The following is a 20,644-nucleotide window of genomic DNA, read 5'->3' as shown; positions in this document are numbered from 1 at the left end:
CGCGTCACCCTGGGGCGACGACGTCCCCGCCACCCCGAGAGATCGTTCAGCGTTGGCACACTGTTCGGCTTCGGGTCTTTGCCGCTTTACGCCACAAAAAGGACGCGGCGTGGCATCGCTGGATTGCGCCGCGCGGCAAGGTAGTGTCCCCGGTGTGCGCGTTGAGATACACGGTCATCGGGGTGCCAGGGGCCTGTGGCCCGAGAACACGCTTCCGGGGCTGAGCCGCACGATGGAGCTGGGGGTGCACGCGCTCGAGTTCGATGTCGCGCTCACCGCCGACCGGCGCCTCGTGCTGACACATGACCTCACGGTCTCCGCCGTGACGAGCGCCGACAGGCGTCCCGTGGTGGCAGACGACCCCGACTTCCCGTACGTCGGCAAGCCGATCAACTCCCTGGCCCTCGCCCAGCTCCGCACGCTGGACGTCGGAGTGAGGATGCCGCGCCATCCCGCCGACCCGTTCGCGCTGACCCAGGTGGCGGTTCCCGACACCCGGATGCCCACGCTGGGCGCGGTGCTCGGGCTGGTCAACGCCTACGACGCCGAGAGCGTGCGGATGCACGTCGAGCTGAAGTCCGACCCGACCAGGCCCGAGCTGACGCCCGACCCGCGGATGTTCACCGAGCTGGTCGTGGACGAGCTCGACCGGCACGGCAGGCTCGACAACGCGGCCATCCTCAGCTTCGACTGGCGGATCATCGGCCACGCGGCCGAGCTGGCCCCCGCCGCCCGGCGCTTCGCGCTGATCGAGCTCGACACCCTGCACTGGCACGACGACCTGGGCGACGACGTCCCCGCCGCGGCCCGCGACGCCGGTGCCACCACGCTCTCGCCCGAGCACGTGATGGTGAACGAGAGCCTGATGTCCCAGGCCGCCGCGGCCGGGCTGGACGTCGCCGTCTGGACGGTCAACGACACCGAGCTGGGCGGCCGGATGCTCGACCTGGGCGTGACCGGAATCGTCACCGACTACCCGGATCGCATGCGCGACCTGTGGCAGGAGCGCGGCCTGGAGCTCCCCGCCCCGGTCAGGCCACTCAGGCCGGTCAGCGTCTAAGGCACGTCCCAGGTCACCGGGAGCCGGTGCACGCCGTAGATGCCCATGCCGGTGCGCATCGGCACCTCCTCAACTCGCTTCCTTTCGGACGAGGGAGGTCGGCGTGCGCGCCGACCTCCCTGTCCGTGGTGAGCCGCGCGCCTTAGCCGACCCGCTGCAGGGCCCTTTCGCGGCGGGCGGCCACGCTGGACCCCGACTCCCCGCGCGCCATCCGTCGCAGCACGATCGGGGCCAGGACCAGGCCGAGCACGGCCCACGCGCTGAGCACCCCGATGGTCTCCAGGTGCCGCCAGGATTCGCCGATCTCGACGCTGACCGCGGTGTCCGGCAGCAGGGCCGAACGCATGCCGAGGCCGAGCCAGTAGACCGGGAAGACCTGGGCGATCCCCTGCAGCCACTCCGGCATCGAGGTGATCGGGTAGAAGATGCCGGAGATCGCGATCATGCCCAGGATCGGCAGCTGCATCAGTCCCTGGCCGCGCGCGCTGCCGAACACCGAGCCCAGGACCGCGCCGATGGGCAGGGTCGCCAGCATGCCCAGGGCCAGCACCCAGGCCAGGGTCAGCCAGGAACTCAGGCTGCCGGCCGCCAGGCCGTCGATGATGAACACGCCGGGGATCAGGAAGATCGCGAGGTCGGCGAGCAGGCTGCCGGACACCGAGACGATCTTGCCGACGAGGTAGGCCCGCATCCCGTTCGGCGTCGCCTTGGCGCGGAGCAGGGTCCCGTCCTCGCGTTCGGCGGTGAGCTGCTGGCTCAGGCTGACCATGCCGAGCGCCGCGTTCATCCCCAGGATGCTCGGCAGCGCCAGGGTGCCGAGCAGGAACCCGGTGGCCCCGAACGCCCTGTCCCGCAGGAAGAACATGGCGGCCAGCATCAGCACCGGCCAGAAGAGGTGCCCCCACAGATCCCCGCCGTTGGTGAACGACTGCCGCAGCTCGATCAGACCGCGTGACCAGCCTGACCGGATCGCCCCGGAGTTCATCGGGCCACCTCTTCCCGCTCGCGTGACGCGGCCTGACGCCGCCCGGACTCGGCCTGCTGCACCAGGGCCAGGTAGGTCTGTTCCAGCGAGGCCCGGTGGACCTCCAACTCGCCGATCGCGGCGCCGTACTCGTCGAACAGGTCGCGCACGAACCTGGTCGAGTCGCCGGTCGACTGGGTGAAGCGCCGGCCGTCGCGGGTCCAGCGCACCTCGTCCTGGCCGGCGATCCGCCGGGCCAGCTCGGCCGCGGTGCCGTCCGCGATGATCCGGCCGCCGTCCAGGACGATGATGCGGTCGGCGAGCTTCTCCGCCTCGTCCAGGTCGTGGGTGGTGAGCAGGATGGTGGTCTCGTGGCGGGCCGCGAGGCCGCGTACGAGGTCGTGGAACTCGTGCCGGGCGCGTGGGTCGAAGGCCGCGGTGGGCTCGTCCAGGAACAGCAGTTCGGGACGCCCCACGATGCCGATCGCCACGTCCAGCCGGCGGCGCTGACCACCGGAGAGCGTCTTGATCTTCTTGTCCGCCTGCTCGGTCAGGCCGACCGCCTGGATCAGCTCGTCGGGGTCCCACGGCCGCTGGATCTGATCGGTGGCGAAGGGGGCGTAGTACGTGCCGAGATGGGCGAGCAGTTCACGCACCCGCCACTTGCCATGGTCGCGCCAGGACTGCAGCACGACCCCCACGCGCGCCCGCCACCGCTCGTCTCCGTGCGCCGGGTCCGCGCCGAGCACCTCGACCCGGCCCGCCGACCGCGTCCGGAACCCTTCCAGGATCTCGATCGTGGTCGTCTTGCCCGCCCCGTTCGGCCCGAGCAGGGCCAGCACCTCCCCGTGGCGCGCCTGGAACGTCACGTCGCGCAGGACGTCGTCCGTGCCGTAGCGCATCCGCAGGCCGTCGACGTCGAGCACGACCTGCTCGCTCGTCGTCATGCTGCTACCTCAGGTGTACGTGTGGGCATGAAGTTTCTTTCCTTTCGGGGTGGGTGAGCCGCGCAGGGCAGCACAAATTCGCCATTCGTTGAATTTCGACGGCACAGTGACCCGAAGTCGAAGTTTCGGGGGCGGCGAGATCGCCGGTGGCCGAGAGCGGTGGTGCGCTCGTCAGGGAAACCCGAGGCACTCGACGGATGAGACCCCGCTTCAGGGGCTTCCGCGGTCGGGCCGGCTGTGCTGGGAAGCGGCGTCGCGACCGGGGGCTGTTCGCTGAGGGAAGTCAGCGGCGCCTGTGCGCTACTCGCCCTTGTCGATGGGGTCCGCTGGTTGTCCGCCCTCGCTGGTGAGCGTCAGGGGCGTCGGTTCGTTCGTCGTCCTCGCCGAGGGGAGTCAGCGGCGTTCGTACGTCTACTCGCCCTCGCCGGTGAGCGTCTGCCGGACGCGCGCCGTCAGGTCGGCCCGGTCGACGCCCGCCGCGGCGAGCGCGCGCGGCACGGTGCCGACCTCGGCCAGCAGGATCCCGAGCAGCAGGTGCGCCGGACGCAGATCCTTCTTGCCGGCGGCGGACACTAGGCCGCGTTCGAGCGCGAGCTTGGCCGAAGCGCCCAGGTTCGGCGAACGCTTGGGTGCGGGGCTCGGCCGCGGCAGGCCGAAGGCGGCGAGCGACACTCCGGCCGCGCCCAGGCTCTGCTCGAACTCCTTGTCGAGCGCGTCGCGGATCGCCTGGTGATCGAGCCCGACCGAGGTCAGGACCTGATGCGTGACGGGGTTGCGCTCGGCGGCGATCGCCAGCAGGAGATGCTGCGCCTCGACCGTCGCCGACCCGTCCTTGCGGGCTTCGTCCGCTCCCCGTTCGACGATCGTGTTGATGTAATGGTCGATCATGGCCATCGTCAGCGCCTCCTCAGCGTGACGCCGGCGGCGATGAGCCGCTTGGCATGCTTCTTGTGGACCGCCTGGCGCGTCACTCCTAGCGCCTCGGCGACCTGCGGCCAACTCCAGCCCGCACGCATGGCCTGCTCAACAGCGGCGTCCTCGATCTGGTCGGCCAGGCGTCGCAACGCCACCACAGCCGCCAGCGCGTCTGCGGGCTCCTGAGGAGCGGGAATCTCATCAGCGGGCATGCAAGCAACTGTAGTTGACTAATCCGCGATTAGTCAACTTGGGTTGCTAGCGGAGCTCGACCCGTCCCTGACCCGGCACGCCGCCGTGTCGCGGGGTCCGGAGAGGACCCCGCGACAAGCTGTGACTGCGCGGGTCGACAACCATCAAGCGGCGTCGAGGGCCTCGGTGATCTTGCGGGCCATCTCAGCCATGGTGGGGCTGGGCTCGCCCTTCTGGGGCCGGGCGGATGCTTCGATGGCGACGATGACGGTGCGGTGGAAGTTGTCGGCCTCTGCCGGATCCTGCTGCTTGAGCAGGCTCATGGCCGCCGTCAGGGCCGGCAGCACCTGGTCGGCGAGTTCGGCTACGGACTTGCCGTACTTCACGCCCTTGGGCGCCTTGGTGAGCACGTGCCCGACCAGGCCGGTCGCGGAGGTCAGGGCGATGGAGCCCTCGGTGGCGACCTTGTGGGCCGAGCCTGCGGCACCAGCGGCAGACATCAGCGAAACGGCGCCCCACGCGGCGACCCGCAGGGTGAGCTTGTCCTGGTCGGTAAGGGTGATCGACATGATGGTGTGCTCCTTCAAAGCTGTTACGAAATTCAATGGAACGGACGGATGGTGGACTGCGGTCCTGCTGGTGCCCGGGGTATCTGGACTCCTCAGGTCGGGCTTGAGGCCGCAGTCGCTGAACCGTTCATGGCATCCACCATCGCCGACCGCTCTGATACCGGGCCGTTGCCGTCCTGACGCGGCCGCTGACGCGACACCGCACGGTCAGCGCGAGGGCTGGCCAGCCGGGTCGAGGGCCCCGGTGATCTTGCGGGCCATCGCAGAGGGGCGGGATCGCCACCGTCAGCAGCCGTCGCCGATCACCAGCACCAGCGTGCACCGGGCATAGCGTGGCTGCCCGTGGAGGAACCCGGCCTCACCGCCGGCCCTGTGCAGCCCGTGATCGCGCCCGGTGACAACTCCCGGCACAGGTCTTTTGTGTTCACAACCGAAGATCGTCGTCCTGCGCAGGGTTCGCGAAGACATCTTCCCGGTGCGGGGAGTGCTGCTACTTCTCACCGACGAAATCAGGCGGCGAGCAGATCCGATGCGGGTCGTGTCAGCGGTCGTGTCAGCACGGCAACGGCCCGGTATCAGAGCGGTCGGCGATGGTGGATGCCATGAGCGGTTCAGTGACTGCGGCCTCGGGGCTGCGAAAGACAGACAAAGACAAGATCGTGCTCGACGGCGTCAACAGGGGCCGGATGCCGCGGGTCTTCGGGCGAGTGGCGGTCGCGGCGCTGGCGGCCGCGCTGCTGGCCGGGGTGGCCACACCCGGGGTGGCCACCGCGGACAGCAGGCCGGCGCCGAAGGCCGCTGCCGGGCAGGATCGCCCGGAGCTGCAGAAGGCCGTCCAGGAGTTCGTCGATGCCGGTTACGCCGGGATGCAGCTGCGCGTGCACGATCAGCGGGGCGAGTGGGTCGGCAGCGCCGGGGTGCGCAAGCTGGGCGCGAACGCGAAGCCGCCGACGGACGGGCAGTTCTGGGTGGGCAGCGTCACCAAGACCTTCACCGCGACCGTGGTGATGCAACTGGTGGCCGAGGGCAAGATCGGGCTGGACAGACCGGTGGCCGGCTACCTGCCCGAGCTCGGGCTGGACCAGCGGATCACGGTGCGGATGCTGTTGCAGCACACCAGCGGGTTGTTCAACTACACCGGCGAGTACTACGACGACGGGACGGTCGTGCCGGGGATCCCCGCCACGGGCAAGGAGTGGGTGGGCAACCGGTTCCGCTCCTACCGGCCGGAGGAGCTGGTACGGCTGGCGCTGTCCAAGCCGGCGCGCTTTGAGCCGGGGACGGACCAGAACTACTCCAACACCAACTACACGCTGGCCTTGCTGCTGATCGAGAAGGTCACCGGCCGCTCGTACGCCGAGGAGATGCAGCGGCGGATCCTGCGGCCGCTCGGGCTGACGGGCACCGTGGTGCCGGGCACCCGGGCGGAGATCCCCGGGCCGCACGCCCACGGCTACTACCGCTACCAGGACGCCGGCCAGTGGAAGGTGGTCGACGTCGCCCGCCAGAACCTCTCCCTACTGGCCGGCGCCGGTGACATGATCTCGACTACCAAGGATCTCCAGACGTTCATCTCCGCGCTGATGGGCGGCGAGCTCGTGCCGGCCCCGCTGCTGGCCGAGATGCGCAAGCCGCATGGGAAGCTCGGCTACGGCTTTGGGCTGTGGGTGCAGGACCTGGGCCCGAACTGCGGCGGCACCATCTTCCAGCACAACGGCAGCCCTCCGGGGGGCTACGGGGCGCTGATGTACAGCACGCCCGACGGCAGTAAGACCCTGACCGCCTCGGTGACCACCGGGGACGCCGCAATCGACCAGGCGCAGACGTTCCCGAAGGCCCTGGACAAGCTCGTCAAGGAGGTGTTCTGCGACGGGAAGACCACGGTTGGCTGACGGGGCCGAACCGGCCAGGCATTCCGCACCAACTCCCGCTCCCCTGGCGGCCGGCGATCCTGTCGGTCGCCGGGGATGGGGCGGGGGGATGCGGCCCGCGCCGGTATGCACGAAGCGCCGGCGCGGGGAGCGTGTCGTTGTGGCCGGTTGGCGGAAACGTCCTCAGAGCCAGCCGTTGCGGCGGAAGCTGCGGTGCAGCAGGAAGCAGGCGGAGACCATGACGCCAAGGACGGCCGGGTAGCCCCAGATCTGCTTGGTCTCGGGCATGAAGTCGAAGTTCATGCCGTAGATCCCGGCGATCATCGTGGGCACGGCCAGGATGGCCACCCAGGACGAGATCTTGCGCATGTCCTCGTTGGCCAGCGCGTTCGAGCGGGCCAGCGCGGCCTGGAGGATCGAGCTGCACAGCTCGTTCGACGACTCGACCTGCTCGCACACGCGGGAGAGGTGGTCGCCGACGTCGCGGAAGTACTCGCGCATCTCCGACGGGATCACCCGGCGCTGCGGCAGCGCGGCCAGCGGGCTCTGCAGCGGGGTGATCGCCCGCTTCATCTCCAGCATCTCCCGCTTGAGCTGGTAGATCCGGTTGATGTCGCGGGAGCTGACGTCGGCGAAGACGGTGGCCTCGACCTCTTCCAGTTCAAGCTGCATGAGGTCGGCCACCTGGAGGTAGCGGTCGACGACGTGGTCGGCGATGGCGTGCAGGACGCCTGCCGGGCCGCGGTCCATCAGGTCGGGCCGGTCCTCGAGGCGCTCGCGGACCTCGGTGAGGGGGCAGTGCTCGCCGTGCCGCACGGTCACCACGAAGTCGACGCCGAGGAACACCATGATCTCGCCCGTCGCGATGATCTCGCTGGTGGCGGTCAGCTCGTCGTGGTCCAGGTAGGCGATGGTCTTCAAAACCATGAACAGCGAGTCGCCGTACCGCTCGACCTTGGGACGCTGGTGCGCCTTGACGGCGTCCTCGACGGACAGCGGGTGCAGGCCGAAGACCTCGGCCAGCCACTCGACCTCGGGGGCCTCAGGCTCATGCAGGCCGACCCAGACGAACGCCTTGGCGCCGTCGGAGCCGAGGTTGTGCTCGCGGACCAGGTCGAGGGCTTCGACGATGCCGGGGGCGTGGACCTTCTTGCCCTGGATGTAGGCGCCGAACTCGACGATGGAGTCAACGGGAGGCACGCAGATCTCACGCCCCGGCTTGGGGAGCTGGCGCGGGGCGTGCGGCTGCACGGGGTGACGGTTGATGCGACGGAAAAGCGTGGACGAGCGCATGGCAGTCCCTTTCCGCCCGACCTGGCACGCTCCACGCGCGATGAAAAGTCACCTCAATCAACACGGATGCGTGGAGGCACGATCAGGCTGCCGGATTGGAGTGGTCGGGGGTATTCGGGGTGTACGTGGGTGAGCACGTACTGCTGGGATCACCAGGATTCATCCCGGACCACCTCCAATCACACGAGGACGCCGCAAAGCCGACTTAAGTTACCACAGTCTGCCCAACCTGACCGACGATACTCGCCGCCGAGGTCTGGGGAGAGGTAGAAGTCTACAAAGAATCCTAACCATTCCAGCATTTCCTGTGCTCCCGCTGGTGAAGCGGCCCCCCGAGCGGGCGGGGACGGGCTGGGCGCTGTCGCTGGTGGGGCGGGGGGCCGCGTGGGTGCGGCGGGCAGGGTTCTGGAGGCGGCTGCGAGAATGGACGCGTGCGCGTTCTAGTCATCGGATCCGGCGGGCGGGAACACGCCCTGTGCCGCTCGCTCAAGCTCGACCCCCAGGTCACCGAGCTCCACTGTGCCCCCGGCAACGCCGGGATCGAGGAGGTCGCGACCCTGCACCAGATCGTCCCGACAGACCCAGGGCAGGTGACGGAGCTGGCCCGGCGGCTGGGCGTCGACCTGGTCGTGGTGGGCCCCGAGGCGCCGCTGGTGGCCGGGGTCGCCGACGCGGTGCGCGAGGCCGGGATCCCCGTCTTCGGCCCGTCCAGGGACGCGGCCATGATCGAGGGGTCCAAGGCGTTCGCCAAGGAGGTCATGGCCGCCGCGAACGTCCCGACGGCCAGGGCCAGGACGTGCGTCACCGAGGCGGAGGCGGCGGCGGCGCTCGACGAGTTCGGCGCGCCGTACGTGGTCAAGGACGACGGGCTGGCGGCCGGCAAGGGCGTCGTGGTCACCGACGACAGAGAGAAGGCGCTGGCCCACGCGCGGGCCTGCGAGCGGGTGGTGATCGAGGAGTTCCTCGACGGGCCCGAGGTGTCGCTGTTCGCGCTCTGCGACGGGCGCACGGCCGTCCCGCTCCAGCCGGCCCAGGACTTCAAACGCGCCTACGACGGCGGCGAGGGGCCCAACACGGGCGGCATGGGCGCCTACACGCCGCTGCCCTGGGCGCCTGAAGACCTGACCGAGCGGGTCATGCGCGAGGTGGTCCGTCCCACGATGGCGGAGCTGTCCCGGCGCGGCCTGCCGTACCAGGGCGTGCTGTTCGTGGGCCTGGCGCTGACCGCCGACGGCCCGAAGGTCATCGAGTTCAACGCGCGTTTCGGCGACCCGGAGACGCAGGTGCTGCTCGACCGGCTGGAGACGCCGCTGGCGGGCCTGTTGTCGGCCTGCGCGGCGGGCGAGCTGGGCGACCACCCGGAGCCGGCGTTCCGGCCGGGCTCGGCCGTGACGGTGGTGATCGCGGCGGAGAACTACCCGGCGGCCCCGGTCAAGGGGGACGTGATCAAGGGGCTGGGCGCGACCGAGCACGCGTACGTGATCCACGCCGGCACGAAGCGAGTCGACGGCGAGGTCGTCTCCGACGGCGGCCGGGTGCTCAGCGTCGTCGGCACGGGCCCCGACCAGGAGACGGCCCGCCGCAACGCCTACGACCTGGTGTCGCGCGTCGAGCTGCGCGGCTCCTTCCACAGGACGGACATCGCCCGATGAAGCACCTGCACTCCGGCAAGGTTCGCGACCTCTACCAGACCGACGAGGGCCTGCTGCTGATGGTCGCCTCGGACCGGATCTCCGCCTTCGACTACGTCCTCGAACCCGGCATCCCCGACAAGGGCGCGGTCCTCACACAGCTCTCTCTGTGGTGGTTCGACCAGCTCAAGGACGTGGTGCCGCACCACATCGTGGCGCCGGGCCCCGACTCGCGCAGCGTGCTGTGCAAGCCGCTGAAGATGGTCGCGATCGAGTGCGTGGCCCGCGGCTACCTGGCGGGCTCCGGGCTGGCCGACTACCGCCGCGACGGCGCCGTCTCCGGCGTCGCGCTGCCTCCCGGCCTGGAGGACGGTTCGCGCCTGCCCGAGCCGATCTTCACGCCGTCCACGAAGGCGCCGGTCGGCCAGCACGACGAGCCGATCCCCTTCGAGCGGGTGGTCGACGAGGTGGGCCAGGAGACGGCGGAGGAGCTGCGCCGCATCACGCTGGCCGTCTACACGCGCGGCGCGGAACTCGCCCGCGAGCGGGGCATCATCCTGGCCGACACCAAGATCGAGCTCGGCTGGGACGACGACGGCGTGCTGACCTTGGGCGATGAGGTGCTGACTCCTGATTCGTCCCGCTTCTGGCCGGCGGACGAATGGCGGCCAGGACGTTCCCAACCGTCATTCGACAAGCAGTTTGTACGAGACTGGCTTACTTCATCCGAATCGGGATGGGACAAAGCATCTGGAACCGTCCCACCGCGCCTTCCACAGCATGTAGTCGAACGGACCAGACAGCGTTACCTGGAGGCGTACGAGCGTATTACCGGCGCTCCATTTAGCGGATGATTCGACCGGCCCATGTCCGGTTAGCGGCTACTGTTGGCAAGTTCGAGCCAGACAGATTTCAAGGAGCCGCACGAATGGTCCGTTACCGCGTCCGCGGTGGCAACGCACTGCGTGGAACCGCCTTCATCCAGGGCGCGAAGAACGCCGTGTTGCCGATGATCGGTGCGGCTCTGCTCGCCGCGAAAGGCCGCACCGTACTGCGCAACGTGCCGATCATTGAGGACGTCCGCCGCGCGATCGAGTTGGCGCAGGCCGTGGGCGCGTACGTCGAGCTGCACGAGGCCGAGCGGACACTCGTGATCGACGCCTCCCGGCTGACCAGCCCGGTGCTTCCGGCCGAGATCGCCAGGCGGTTCCGCGGCTCCGTGCTGTTCACCCCCGCGCTGCTCCACCGCCTCGGCGAGGCGATCGTCGAGGGCGTCGGCGGCTGCAACCTCGGCAGCCGCAACCTCGACTTCCACTACCTGGGCTACAAGCGGCTCGGCGCGGTCGTCGACGAGGGCGAGAACGTCATCCACGTCAAGGCGAGCGGCCTGACCGGCGCGACCCTCTACCTCGACACCCCCTCGCACACCGGCACCGAGAACCTCATCATGGCCGCGTCCCTGGCCAAGGGGACTACGGTGATCGAGAACGCGGCGCTGGAGCCCGAGGTTCTCGACGTCATCGACATGCTGACGAAGATGGGCGCGCGCATCCGCGGCGGCGGCACCGGCTTCATCACGGTCGAGGGCGTCGAGGAGCTGCACGCCGTCGAGCACACCGTGATGCCCGACCGGCTCGACGCGGGTGTGTTCGCGATGGCCGCGGCGATCACTGGCGGCGACCTCAGCCTCGTCGGCACCGGCCTGGACCTGGGCGTCGTCCGCTACAAGCTCGAGCAGATGGGCGTCGACTTCGCCAGGCAGGGCGCGGTGCTGCACGTCCGGTGCGACCGTCCGCTGCGTCCGATCAACATCATCACCGACACCTACCCCGGCTTCGCCACCGACCTGCAGTCGCCGATGATGACGGTGGCCGCGCTGGCCGGCGGCACCAGCTACATCCACGAGCGCATCTTCGACGGCCGCTTCGCCCTGGCGGGCGAGCTGAACAAGATGGGCGCGGACGTGGAGGTCGAGGGCAGCAGGGCGATCGTGCGCGGCGCGACCCCGCTGACCGGCACCAGGGTGACCGCGCACGATCTGCGCTCGGGTATCGCGCTGGTGCTCGCCGGACTGGCGGCCGAGGGCGAGACGGTCATCGAGTCCGGATACCTCATCGATCGCGGCCACGCGCATCTCGCCGAGCGAATGCGAGCCCTTGGCGCGGACATTACACGAGAGATTTCCGAGAGTTGAAAATCTCCTGGAAAACCCTACTGAGCTGCTAAAACATGTTCTCGCGTGGCCGATCTGAACGGCTTTCCGGAAAAGTCGGGCGTGACATTACGGCCCTCGCGAGCGATCGTTCCAAAAGAGAGCACTGCAACGGACAGCAGGATGGGACGAACATTGGTCGAGAGGGCCGAAGAAACACCCCGAGTGTCACGCCCGGGCGCCATGACACCGGACCTCACCATTGGCGTGGTTGGACCCCATGACCTCGTCGAGCGGGTGATGCTGATGGGTCACGCCGCCGCACCGCTGCCGTGCCGCCTGGTGGCCGCCGCCTACCGCGACGAGCAGGAGGCGCCCGACAAGGTGACACGGCTCGGTCCCGGTGTCGACGCATGCCTGTTCGCCAGCCCGGTCCCGTACGACCTGGCCAGGCGTTCCGGTGTGCTGACGATGCCGGCGACCTACGTGCAACTCGGCGGCGCGGCACTGGTGGCGGCGCTGGCGAAGGCCGCGCTGGACCCGCGGATCGATCCACAGCGGGTGAGCATCGACGTGGTGAGCCGGGCCGACGTCGAGGAGGCGTACACGGACCTCGGCATCGCCGCCGTGGACGTGCACACCCGCGACGAGCCGGGCGCCACGGGCACGATCGCGGCCTACCACGAGCGGCTGGCCCGCCAGGGCGTCACCACGGGCGCGCTGAGCTGCCTGCCGGCGGTGGCGGAGCGGCTGCAGACGGCGGGCGTGCCGGTGATCAGGATCAGGCCGACCTCGGCGGCGGTGCGCACGGCGCTGCACACGGCGGCGCTGCTCGGCGCGCACCACCGGCTGGAGGAGTCGCAGCTCACCGTGGTGCTGGTCGAGGTGCCGACGCTGCGCGAGCCGGTGCGCCGCGCCGCGCCGCGTTACTGGCGCGACGAGCTGCGGCTGTCGCTGCACCGGCTGCTGGTCCAGGAGGCGAACCGGATCAACGCCACCGTCTGGCCGATCGACGACCACAGCTACCTGGTCACCGCGACCAGGGGCTCGATCGCCACCGCCACCGACGGGTTCAGGGTGTTGCCGTTCGCCGCCAGGATCCGCGACGAGCTGGGGCTGGCGGTCGAGGTGGGCGTCGGCATGGGCCGGACGGCGCACGACGCGGAGTCGCACGCGCGGGCGGCGCTGGCGCGTACCCAGGCGGGCAAGCAGGCGCAGGGGTTCGCGGTGGACCGCGAGGGCCGGGCGCTCATCCCCGCGCCCCGGATGCCCCCGCAGGGGGCCACCGCGCTGAAGCCGAAGGGCGTGGAGGTGCTGGCCAGGCTGGCGGCCAAGCTGGAGGGCGGGGACACCGTGGTCGACGCGGAGGGCGCCGGGAAGATGCTCGGGGTCACGCCGCGTACGGCTCGGCGGTTGCTGCGCACGTTGGTTGACGAGGGACTCGCGTGGCCGCTTCCGCCGAACCGCACGCCGCAGCCGGGCCGGCCGCGCCAGCTCTACCGGCTGATCGTGGAGAAGCTGGGGCCCCGTTAGGAGCCCTCGGGTACCTGGTCCGCCGTCCCCCTTCCCCTTCCAGGGGCGGCGGGCCGCCCGCGACCTGATGGGCATTTGACCTGATCGCACCGAATTGTGGCGAAAGGTGCGCTGACATTTGTGCCGTAGTTGGTTGACAGCGGGGATTAAGGGTATGGTCCCGGACGCCCCCGATCGACGCGTTTCGGACGGGGGCGCCAATCCTCAGCAGGCGCAGGCGACGCCCGACACGGGAGCGGTGAGGGCGTCGACCGGGCGGCGGGTGATCCCCTCGGCCGTCTCCACCGGAAGCCCTCCCGCGCCCAGAGCGAGGTCCGATCCCGGCGGGTGGAATGTCGGTGTCGACCAGTATTGTCACCAGCCATGGGACCGAACACTGCTGACCGCCAGACCTCGCTCGCGGTCTGGGGCGCCCTCGCCATCGTCTACGTGGTGTGGGGATCGACGTACCTCGGCATCGGGATCGCCGTCGAGTCGATACCGCCCATGCTCAGCGGGTCCATGCGGTTCATCGCCGCCTCGGCGCTGCTGGCCGTGATCCTGCTGCTGCGGTCGGGGCCCTCGGCGTTCAGGATGTCGCGCCGGGAGTTCTTCGGCGCCGCGGTCGCCGGCGTGCTGCTGCTGACGCTGGGCAACGGCATGCTCGCGGTGGCCGAGCAGTACATCTCCACGGGGCTGGCCGCGCTGCTGGTGGCGTCCGTGCCGCTCTGGCTGGTCGTGTTCAGGTTCGCCGTGCGCGACCGTCCGAAGGTGCTCACGCTCGCCGGGGTGCTGGTCGGGCTCACCGGGGTGGCCGCGCTGTCGCTGACCGGCGGCGAGGGCGCCAACACGGTGGGGATCGTGGTCGTGCTGCTCGGCTCGGTGTCGTGGTCGGTCGGCTCCTTCCTGTCGGGCAGGATCGCGATGCCCGCCAACCCGTTCGCCACGAGCGCGGTCGAGATGCTCGTGGGCGGCGTCGGGCTGGCGGTGCTGGGCACCGGTCTCGGTGAGCGGCTCGACCCCTCGGCGGTCGCCACCCGGTCGTGGCTGGCGCTGGCCTACCTGGTGCTGGTCGGGTCCCTGATCGGGTTCACGGCGTTCTCGTGGCTGCTCGGCAACGCGCCCATCTCGCTCGTCTCGACCTACGCCTACGTCAACCCCGCCGTGGCGGTCTCGCTCGGGGCGCTCGTGCTGCACGAGCCGATCACGGTGCAGGTGATCACGGGCGGGCTGATCATCCTGGTCGGGGTGGCACTGGTGATCTCAACCGAGCGGAAGCGACCGCAGCGCGCCCGCGAAGGCGTCGACAGTGGCGGCGATGTCCTCCTCGGTGTGGGCGGTGGACAGGAACCACAGGCCGCGCGGGACCATGTTGACCCCCCGCTCGAGCAGCGCGGCGTGTAGCCGGGCCATCATGGCGCGGTCGGTCCTGGCGAAGTCACGGTAGTCACGCACGGCCGCGGCGTCGGTGAAGTAGGTCTGGAAGACCGGGCCCGGGCCGTCCACCAGCATGGCGGCACCCGCCTTGGCGGCGGCCTCGCGCAGGCCCCGCATGAGCTCCTGGCCGCGGGCGTAGAGCGTGCCATACACCTCGTCCCGCTGCTCGTCGAGGATGCGCAGGGTGGCCTCGGCGGCGGCGATGCCGACCGGCTGGGAGTTGAAGGTGCCCGCGTGCGCGACCTTGCCCGAGGAGATGGCGTCCATCACGAAGGCGCGCCCCGCCAGCGCGGACACCTGCATGCCACCGGCCATGGCCTTGCCGAAGACCGAGAGGTCCGGGCTGACGCCGAGGTACTCCTGGGCGCCGCCGGGGGCCAGCCGGAAGCCGGTGATGATCTCGTCGAAGATCAGCAGGCTGCCGTGCCGGTCGCACAGGTCGCGGACCCCCTGGAGGTAGCCGGGGTCCGGCTCGATGGCGCCGGTGTTGCAGAGCACCGGCTCGGCGACGACCGCGGCGATCTGGCCGGCGTGCTCGTCCATCAGGCGGGTGAGCGCGTCCAGGTCGTTCCACGGGCAGACCACCAGGTCGGCGGCGGGCGGCTGGCCTGCCGTGCCGGGGACCGCGAGGGGGTGATCCGCCGGGCCCGCGACGTCCAGGGACGGGTGGACGCTGTAGAGGACGGGGTCCAGCCAGCCGTGGTAGTGGCCCTCGAACTTGAGGATCTTGGGACGTCCTGTGTAGCCGCGGGCCAGCCGCCAGGCGGCGTGCGCGGCCTCGGAGCCCACGGTGTTGAAACGGACGCGCTCCGCCGACGGCACCATGGCGCACAGCCGTTCGGCCACCCGGGCCTCCGCCGCATGCTGGGCGGAGTAGACGATGCCCCGGGCCACCTGCGCGGTGACCGCCTCGACCACCGGGGCGGGGCAGTGGCCGAGCAGCGCGGGGCCCTGGCCGAGCACGTAGTCGAGGTAGACGTTGCCGTCCACGTCCCAGAGCCGCGCCCCCGCCGCCCGGTCCACGTAGAGCGGGACGCCGGCTGTGCGGCGGGCGTCGCTGGAGACGCCGCCGGCGATGAAACGCTGGGCGGTGGCGTAGAGGTCGCGGCTGACGTCCAGAGTCCGGGTCATGGCGACCATCAAACGGTGACATACCGCCTGGCGACAAGAAAGAGGGCAAGAAGCGGGTCGTCAGCGCAAATTTCGGTGCTTGTGGAGGTTGCGGGCCCTTGATGGGCTTGCAGGCATGTTTCTTGGACGCATTCGGCGTACCCCCTCTGACCCGGTCGAACTGGTGGCCAGGCGCGCGGGCGGTGAGTTGCTCAGCCTGACCGGCCTCGGCGACGACCCCGTGGCCGCACTGGACTCGTACGGGCTCGAACGACTCACCGAGCTGGTGGATCGGCGCTGGTCTGCGGGCCCCACGCTGGATGAGGCGGCGGTCCTGTTCGAACCGCCGGTGGCCACCTGCACGAAGATCTGCTGCCTGGCGCTGAACTACCTCGCGCACGCGCAGGAGAGCGGCATGGAGGTGCCGCCGGAGCCGGTGCTGTTCTTCAAGCCGCCGTCCGCGCTCACCGGGCACAACCGACCGGTCGTCGCCCCCGCCCGGACCCGGCACCTGGAGCACGAGGTGGAGCTGGCCGTGGTCGTCGGCAAGGTCACCAGGGACCTGCCCGAGGAGCGGTGGCGCGAGGCCGTCGCCGGATACACCGTGATCAACGACATGACGGCCCGCGACCTGCAACTGGCCAACATCTCCCGCAACGTGCCATGGGACCAGTCGAAGGGGTTCGACACCTTCGCGCCGACGGGCCCCTACCTGGCCACCGTGGACGAGGTGCCCGATCCGCAGGCCCTGGAGCTGACGCTGGAGGTGGACGGCGAGATCAGGCAGCGGGCCAACACCAAGCAGATGGTCTTCGGCCTCCCCCGGCTGATCGCCGACCTGTCCAACGGGATGACGCTGATGCCCGGCGACCTCATCGCGACCGGAACCATCGCCGGCATCGCCCCGCTCAAGGACGGCGACACCATGCGGGCCACAGTGGCAGGAGTCGGGACGTTGGTAAATACGGTCAAATTTCGGTCCGCCTAAAGTGGGGGCATGACCTACGCTGTGGCTGCCCTGGTGGACATCGACGACTTCGTGGCGTCCGAACAGGCCCGGGGACGGGCGTGGGCGCGCCGCCAGCTCCGGCACGCCGACCAGGCGGTGCGCGCGGCCACCAGCGCTCGTCCCGGGACGACCTACCGTCCGCAGCCGCCGGAGGAGTGGCTGGTCCTGCTGACGGGGGCCGACCCGGAGGCGCTGATGTCCGAGGCGGCGGCGCTGGCGGAGGAGGTGCGCGCCCGGATCGTCCGAGAGACGGCGTGGACCGCCACGGTCAGCCTCGGCGCGCCCAGCCTGGGCCACGGCGCGGCCGAGCGGGACGCCAGGCGGGTCAACGACTACAAGCTCGTGCTCGGGGGCGACCAGGTGATCGCGTCTCCGCCGTGCGACAGGGTCGCCGTGACGCCGCCCGTCCGGATCGAGCAGGAGCTGACCAGACGGGTCCGCGCCGGCGATCGCAACGGCGCGGCCGGGCTGCTGGCCGGCTGGGTCGACAGGTGCGCCCGCGAGCGCGACGTGGACCCGCAGACGCTGCGCAACTGGCTCATCGGAGAGTTGTTGTTCGTGGTGGACGTGGCCAACCGGGCCAGGCTGGCCGACGGATCGACGGACTGGGTGGAGGCGTGCGCCCGGCTGCCGATCGAGGACATCATCACGGTCGGCGACATCCACGAGCGCTCCTACCTGCACATCTGGCTGCGGGAGACGCTCGGGCGGCTGATGCCGCCGCCCGCGCGCCGCGACGTCCTGGCGCTGGCAGAGGCGTACCTCGCCGACCACTACGCCGATCCGGGGCTGCGCCTGGCGACCGTGGCGGAGGCCGTGAGCGCGAGCCCGTTCTACATCTCGCACCTGTTCGCCGAGGAGCGCCGCACGACCTTCCTCCGCCATCTGACCGGCCTGCGCCTGCGACACGCGCGCAGGCTCCTCGCCACCTCGGCCCTCCCCATCGACGTTGTCGCCGCGCACACCGGCTATCCGAGCGCCAAGGCCCTGCGTGGCGCGTTCCGCCGGCACGTCGGCTGCTCCCCCACCGAATACCGCCGAACCAGATTTCGGCCAGGACCGTAATAGGGTGAACTGCATGGACTTGGCGATCGACGGCGGCCAGACCGGCCTACGACTCGGCCTCTCGGTACGCGGCCAGGTCCAGGAGATCCGCGAAACCCCCGGCCTGTCCTACGCGGAAGGCTCCCCGGCGGACGCCGTCCTGGGGCGGATCGGTACGGGCTGGGGCGAGCTCGACACGATCTGCCTGGGCCTGACGACGATCCTGGACCACCCGGACGAGCTGGCCGGCCGCCTCCTCCAGATGGCCCGCCGCGTAATGATCACAACCGACGTGGTCACCTCCCACGCGGGCGCTTTCTCCGGTGCCCCGGGCGTAGTACTGGCCGCGGGCACCGGCGCGATCGCCCTGGCCGTGACCACCGAGCCGACCCGCTCGGGTCGCCCACCCGCCACGCGGCAGGTCGACGGCTGGGGTCACCTCTACGGCGACGCGGGTGGCGGGTTCTGGATCGGGCGCCGCGGTCTCGACGCGGCGTACCGGGGGTTCGACGGCCGTGCCGAGCCGGGCCCGCTCACCGAGCACGCCCGTGAGGTCTTCGGGGACCTGGCCGAGCTGCCCGCGGAGCTCTACCTGTCGCCGGACGCGGTGGCGCGGGTGGCCCGCTTCGCCGTGCACGTGCTCGAACTGACCGACGACGGTACGGCGAGCGCCATCGTCGAGGAGGCGGCCCGCGAGCTGGCGACCACAGTGGCCGCCGCCGCCCGCGGCTTCCCTGAAGGCACGCCGGTTCCCGTCGCGTGGACCGGCCGCCTGCTGCGCGACCCCACGCTACGGGCCCGCTTCAAGACGGAGCTGGCCGCGCTCCTCCCCCAGGCCCGCCTCCAGCCGGCGGCCGGTGACAGCCTCGCGGGCGCCGCCCTGCTGGCCGCCGCCGACGACCCCGGCCCCTACCGAACGCTGATCAGGACGGTGCGACGATGAGAGCGGGCTACGGCAGCGCCGACCTGACGGTTCCCGAGGGCACCCCGATGGGCGGCTATCTGGACCGCCCGGGCCCCTCCACGGGCCACCTCGACCCGCTGCGGGTCTCCGCGATCACCTGGTTCGACGGCGAGCGCCGCTTCGCGCTGGCCACCGCCGACGTCATCTGCGTCAACGAGGACCTGGCCGCCCAGGCCAGACGGGCCCTGAGCCGCCCGCACCAGCCGGGCTCGCGAGCGGGCGGGTGCGGGCTGTGGCTGGCGGCCAGCCATACCCACGCGGGGCCGGAGACCGGGTGCGTGCCCGGTGGCGGGCCGACGCCCGAGGCGTGGCTGGAGCGGATCGTCGAGGCGACGCGAGCCGCCGTCCAGCAGGCGATCGACGGTGAGAAGCCGGGCGAGGGCGAGGTGTACCGCGGCGACCTGCACGGGGTCGGCGCCGATCGGAGCAGGCCGTCGGCGGCGGCCGTGGTACCACTCGACCTGGTCGCCGTGCGGGACGCCGGGCGGCTCGCGGGGGTGCTGGTGGTGCTGCCCGTGCACCCCACCGTGCTGCCCGCGGCCAACCGCCTGGCCAGCGCCGACCTGGTCGGGGCCGTACGCAGGAGCCTCCAGACGCGGCTCGGACCGGCCGTGTGGGTGGTGGTGGCCACCGGCGCGGCGGGCGACATCAGCACCCGCCACACCAGAAACGGCCAGGACACGGCGGAGCTGGACCGGCTGGGCGCGATCGTCGCGGACCGCTGCCTCGAACTACTCCAGGGCCGCCCGGCCCGCGCGTGGTCCGCGACGTCCAGGATCAGCTGGTCCTCGCGGCGCGTGACGCTGGCCCGCGCCAACGCGCCGGCGGACCTGGCGACGCTCACGACCGCCTTCGAGCAGGCCCAGGCCTCAGGCGACCCCGTCGCCACCCGTCTGGCCCGCAGCAGGCTGGAAGGCGTGCACTCCCGCACCGGCGGCATCGCCCCGATCGGCGCGGACGTGAACGTCGCCCGTCTGGGCGACCTCGCGCTGGTGGGCCTGCCAGGCGAACCGTTCCTCGCCGTCGGCGAGAGCATCGCGGAAGAACGGCGGGGGCCGGACGCGGAAGGGCGGCCGACGGTCGTGCTGGGCTACGTCAACGGCTACCCCGGCTACCTGCCGACGATCGACGCCTACGAGCGCACCGAGTACGAGGTCCTGGCCAGCCAGGTGGCCCCTGGCAGCGCCGAGTTGCTCGCCGAGACGGCACTACACCTACTGGAGGAGATGTGATCGACCAGAGTGCGTACGCGCAGGTCGCCAGGGCGGCCGTGGAGCGAGTGCTCAGCGTGGAGCGGAACGCGGTCGCGCGGGCCGGTCGAGTGGTCTTCGACGGGCTGCGGGCGGGCGGGGTGCTGCAGGCGTTCGGCACCGGGCATTCGCGATCTGTCGCGCTGGAGCTCGTGGGACGGGCCGGCGGGCTGGTGCCCGTCAATCAGCTGGGGATTCGCGACGTCGCCTACTACGGTGACGCCTCGCCACGGGACATCCTCGATCCGAAGATCGAGCGCGAGCCCGGTCTGGCCCGGCGGATCTGGGAGCTGGCCGACATCCGGCCCCAGGACGTCTTCGTGATCATCTCGAACTCCGGCGGCAACGCGGCGATCGTCGAGATGGCGCGCCTGGCCACGGAGCGCGGGCACCCGATGATCGCCATCACCTCGCGGACGCACACCGCCGAGGTGGCCGCGCCGCAGCGGCTCGCCGACCTGGCCGACGTGGTCATCGACAACGGCGCGCCGTACGGTGACGCGACCCTGCCCCTGCCCGGCGGCGGCGCCGTCTGCCCGGTCTCGAACCTCACCGGCGTGCTGATCGCCCAGCTCCTGGTCGCCGAGGTCGCGGGCCACTTCCTCGCCGCCGGCGAGACGCCGCCCGTCTTCAGATCCGCCAACACCCCCGGCGGGGACGCGTACAACGACGGGCTGCTGGAGACGTACGGCCGGCGCGTCCGCCTCGGCGACGCCTAGCGCGA

The 20,644-nt window shown here is 70.9% G+C and carries 19 protein-coding genes and 1 pseudogene; 12 read left to right on the top strand and 8 right to left on the bottom strand.

What is annotated here, in order from left to right; genetic code table 11:
• Positions 1 to 154 precede the first annotated feature (154 nt).
• Complete coding sequence (locus ABZ297_RS00275) at positions 155 to 1,060, top strand: glycerophosphodiester phosphodiesterase family protein (protein WP_355337021.1); 906 nt, start codon at positions 155 to 157, stop codon at positions 1,058 to 1,060.
• A gap of 142 nt (positions 1,061 to 1,202) precedes the next feature.
• Here the strand turns inward: ABZ297_RS00275 and ABZ297_RS00270 are convergent, their stop codons facing one another.
• From ABZ297_RS00270 to ABZ297_RS00245, 6 genes are all read right to left on the bottom strand, one after another.
• On the bottom strand, positions 1,203 to 2,045 hold the full coding sequence (locus tag ABZ297_RS00270) for an ABC transporter permease (RefSeq protein WP_355337019.1): 843 nt from the start codon (positions 2,043 to 2,045) through the stop codon (positions 1,203 to 1,205).
• Positions 2,042 to 2,971 carry an ABC transporter ATP-binding protein gene (locus tag ABZ297_RS00265; protein ID WP_355337017.1) on the bottom strand — a complete coding sequence of 310 codons (930 nt, stop codon included), beginning with the start codon at positions 2,969 to 2,971 and terminating at the stop codon, positions 2,042 to 2,044. Before ABZ297_RS00265 ends, ABZ297_RS00270 begins: the two co-directional genes overlap by 4 nt.
• Before the next feature lie 411 nt (positions 2,972 to 3,382).
• Positions 3,383 to 3,865 (bottom strand): Clp protease N-terminal domain-containing protein, encoded by a 483-nt coding sequence (locus ABZ297_RS00260; RefSeq protein ID WP_355337015.1) that lies wholly within the window; start codon positions 3,863 to 3,865, stop codon positions 3,383 to 3,385.
• 2 nt (positions 3,866 to 3,867) lie between these two features.
• Positions 3,868 to 4,098 carry a hypothetical protein gene (locus ABZ297_RS00255; RefSeq protein WP_355337013.1) on the bottom strand — a complete coding sequence of 77 codons (231 nt, stop codon included), beginning with the start codon at positions 4,096 to 4,098 and terminating at the stop codon, positions 3,868 to 3,870.
• Positions 4,099 to 4,242: 144 nt separating this feature from the next.
• Entirely contained in the window at positions 4,243 to 4,647 is a 405-nt protein-coding gene (locus tag ABZ297_RS00250; protein WP_355337011.1) for a hypothetical protein, read from the bottom strand.
• 285 nt (positions 4,648 to 4,932) lie between these two features.
• Complete coding sequence (locus ABZ297_RS00245; RefSeq protein WP_355337009.1) at positions 4,933 to 5,058, bottom strand: hypothetical protein; 126 nt, start codon at positions 5,056 to 5,058, stop codon at positions 4,933 to 4,935.
• Between the two features lie 191 nt (positions 5,059 to 5,249).
• Here ABZ297_RS00245 and ABZ297_RS00240 point away from each other — a divergent pair, with 191 nt between their 5' ends.
• Positions 5,250 to 6,539 carry a serine hydrolase domain-containing protein gene (locus ABZ297_RS00240; RefSeq protein ID WP_355337007.1) on the top strand — a complete coding sequence of 430 codons (1,290 nt, stop codon included), beginning with the start codon at positions 5,250 to 5,252 and terminating at the stop codon, positions 6,537 to 6,539.
• A gap of 162 nt (positions 6,540 to 6,701) precedes the next feature.
• Here the strand turns inward: ABZ297_RS00240 and corA are convergent, their stop codons facing one another.
• Positions 6,702 to 7,769 carry a magnesium/cobalt transporter CorA gene (gene corA, locus ABZ297_RS00235; protein WP_355337005.1) on the bottom strand — a complete coding sequence of 356 codons (1,068 nt, stop codon included), beginning with the start codon at positions 7,767 to 7,769 and terminating at the stop codon, positions 6,702 to 6,704.
• A gap of 473 nt (positions 7,770 to 8,242) precedes the next feature.
• Between corA and purD the strand changes: the two genes are divergently transcribed.
• The 5 genes from purD (at position 8,243) to ABZ297_RS00210 (ending at position 14,510) form a co-directional block, all read left to right on the top strand.
• Positions 8,243 to 9,463 carry a phosphoribosylamine--glycine ligase gene (purD, locus tag ABZ297_RS00230; RefSeq protein WP_355337003.1) on the top strand — a complete coding sequence of 407 codons (1,221 nt, stop codon included), beginning with the start codon at positions 8,243 to 8,245 and terminating at the stop codon, positions 9,461 to 9,463.
• The gene (locus ABZ297_RS00225) at positions 9,460 to 10,296 is read left to right on the top strand and encodes a phosphoribosylaminoimidazolesuccinocarboxamide synthase (protein ID WP_355337001.1); all 837 of its coding nucleotides are present in this window, start codon (positions 9,460 to 9,462) and stop codon (positions 10,294 to 10,296) included. The genes purD and ABZ297_RS00225 overlap by 4 nt, the downstream gene beginning before the upstream one ends.
• Positions 10,297 to 10,370: 74 nt before the next feature.
• Complete coding sequence (murA, locus tag ABZ297_RS00220; RefSeq protein ID WP_355336999.1) at positions 10,371 to 11,636, top strand: UDP-N-acetylglucosamine 1-carboxyvinyltransferase; 1,266 nt, start codon at positions 10,371 to 10,373, stop codon at positions 11,634 to 11,636.
• A 201-nt stretch (positions 11,637 to 11,837) separates the two neighbouring features.
• The gene (locus tag ABZ297_RS00215) at positions 11,838 to 13,127 is read left to right on the top strand and encodes a GTP cyclohydrolase IIa (protein WP_355336997.1); all 1,290 of its coding nucleotides are present in this window, start codon (positions 11,838 to 11,840) and stop codon (positions 13,125 to 13,127) included.
• 363 nt (positions 13,128 to 13,490) lie between these two features.
• Positions 13,491 to 14,510: an EamA family transporter gene (locus ABZ297_RS00210; RefSeq protein ID WP_355336995.1), complete on the top strand. Its 1,020-nt coding sequence runs from the start codon at positions 13,491 to 13,493 to the stop codon at positions 14,508 to 14,510.
• Here the strand turns inward: ABZ297_RS00210 and ABZ297_RS00205 are convergent.
• Positions 14,481 to 15,674 (bottom strand): annotated as a pseudogene (locus ABZ297_RS00205) (aminotransferase class III-fold pyridoxal phosphate-dependent enzyme); the annotation flags it as partial. The gene ABZ297_RS00210 and the pseudogene ABZ297_RS00205 overlap by 30 nt on opposite strands.
• A 115-nt stretch (positions 15,675 to 15,789) precedes the next feature.
• Between ABZ297_RS00205 and ABZ297_RS00200 the strand changes: the two are divergent.
• From ABZ297_RS00200 to ABZ297_RS00180, 5 genes are read left to right on the top strand one after another with little or no spacing between them, the layout of a single operon-like run.
• Positions 15,790 to 16,641, top strand: a complete 852-nt coding sequence (locus ABZ297_RS00200; RefSeq protein WP_355336993.1) for a fumarylacetoacetate hydrolase family protein — start codon at positions 15,790 to 15,792, stop codon at positions 16,639 to 16,641.
• Positions 16,642 to 16,650: 9 nt separating this feature from the next.
• Positions 16,651 to 17,727: an AraC family transcriptional regulator gene (locus ABZ297_RS00195; RefSeq protein WP_355336991.1), complete on the top strand. Its 1,077-nt coding sequence runs from the start codon at positions 16,651 to 16,653 to the stop codon at positions 17,725 to 17,727.
• 13 nt (positions 17,728 to 17,740) lie between these two features.
• Positions 17,741 to 18,649 carry a BadF/BadG/BcrA/BcrD ATPase family protein gene (locus ABZ297_RS00190; protein ID WP_355336989.1) on the top strand — a complete coding sequence of 303 codons (909 nt, stop codon included), beginning with the start codon at positions 17,741 to 17,743 and terminating at the stop codon, positions 18,647 to 18,649.
• Entirely contained in the window at positions 18,646 to 19,902 is a 1,257-nt protein-coding gene (locus ABZ297_RS00185) for a hypothetical protein (protein ID WP_355336987.1), read from the top strand. The genes ABZ297_RS00190 and ABZ297_RS00185 overlap by 4 nt, the downstream gene beginning before the upstream one ends.
• Positions 19,899 to 20,639, top strand: coding sequence for an SIS domain-containing protein (locus tag ABZ297_RS00180; RefSeq protein ID WP_355336986.1), 741 nt, complete (start codon positions 19,899 to 19,901; stop codon positions 20,637 to 20,639). Before ABZ297_RS00185 ends, ABZ297_RS00180 begins: the two co-directional genes overlap by 4 nt.
• The last annotated feature ends 5 nt before the right edge of the window (positions 20,640 to 20,644 follow it).

The organism is Nonomuraea sp. NPDC005983 (assembly GCF_040614375.1).
Taxonomy (GTDB): Bacteria; Actinomycetota; Actinomycetes; order Streptosporangiales; family Streptosporangiaceae; genus Nonomuraea.
This window is presented reverse-complemented; position numbering and strand designations above follow the sequence as displayed.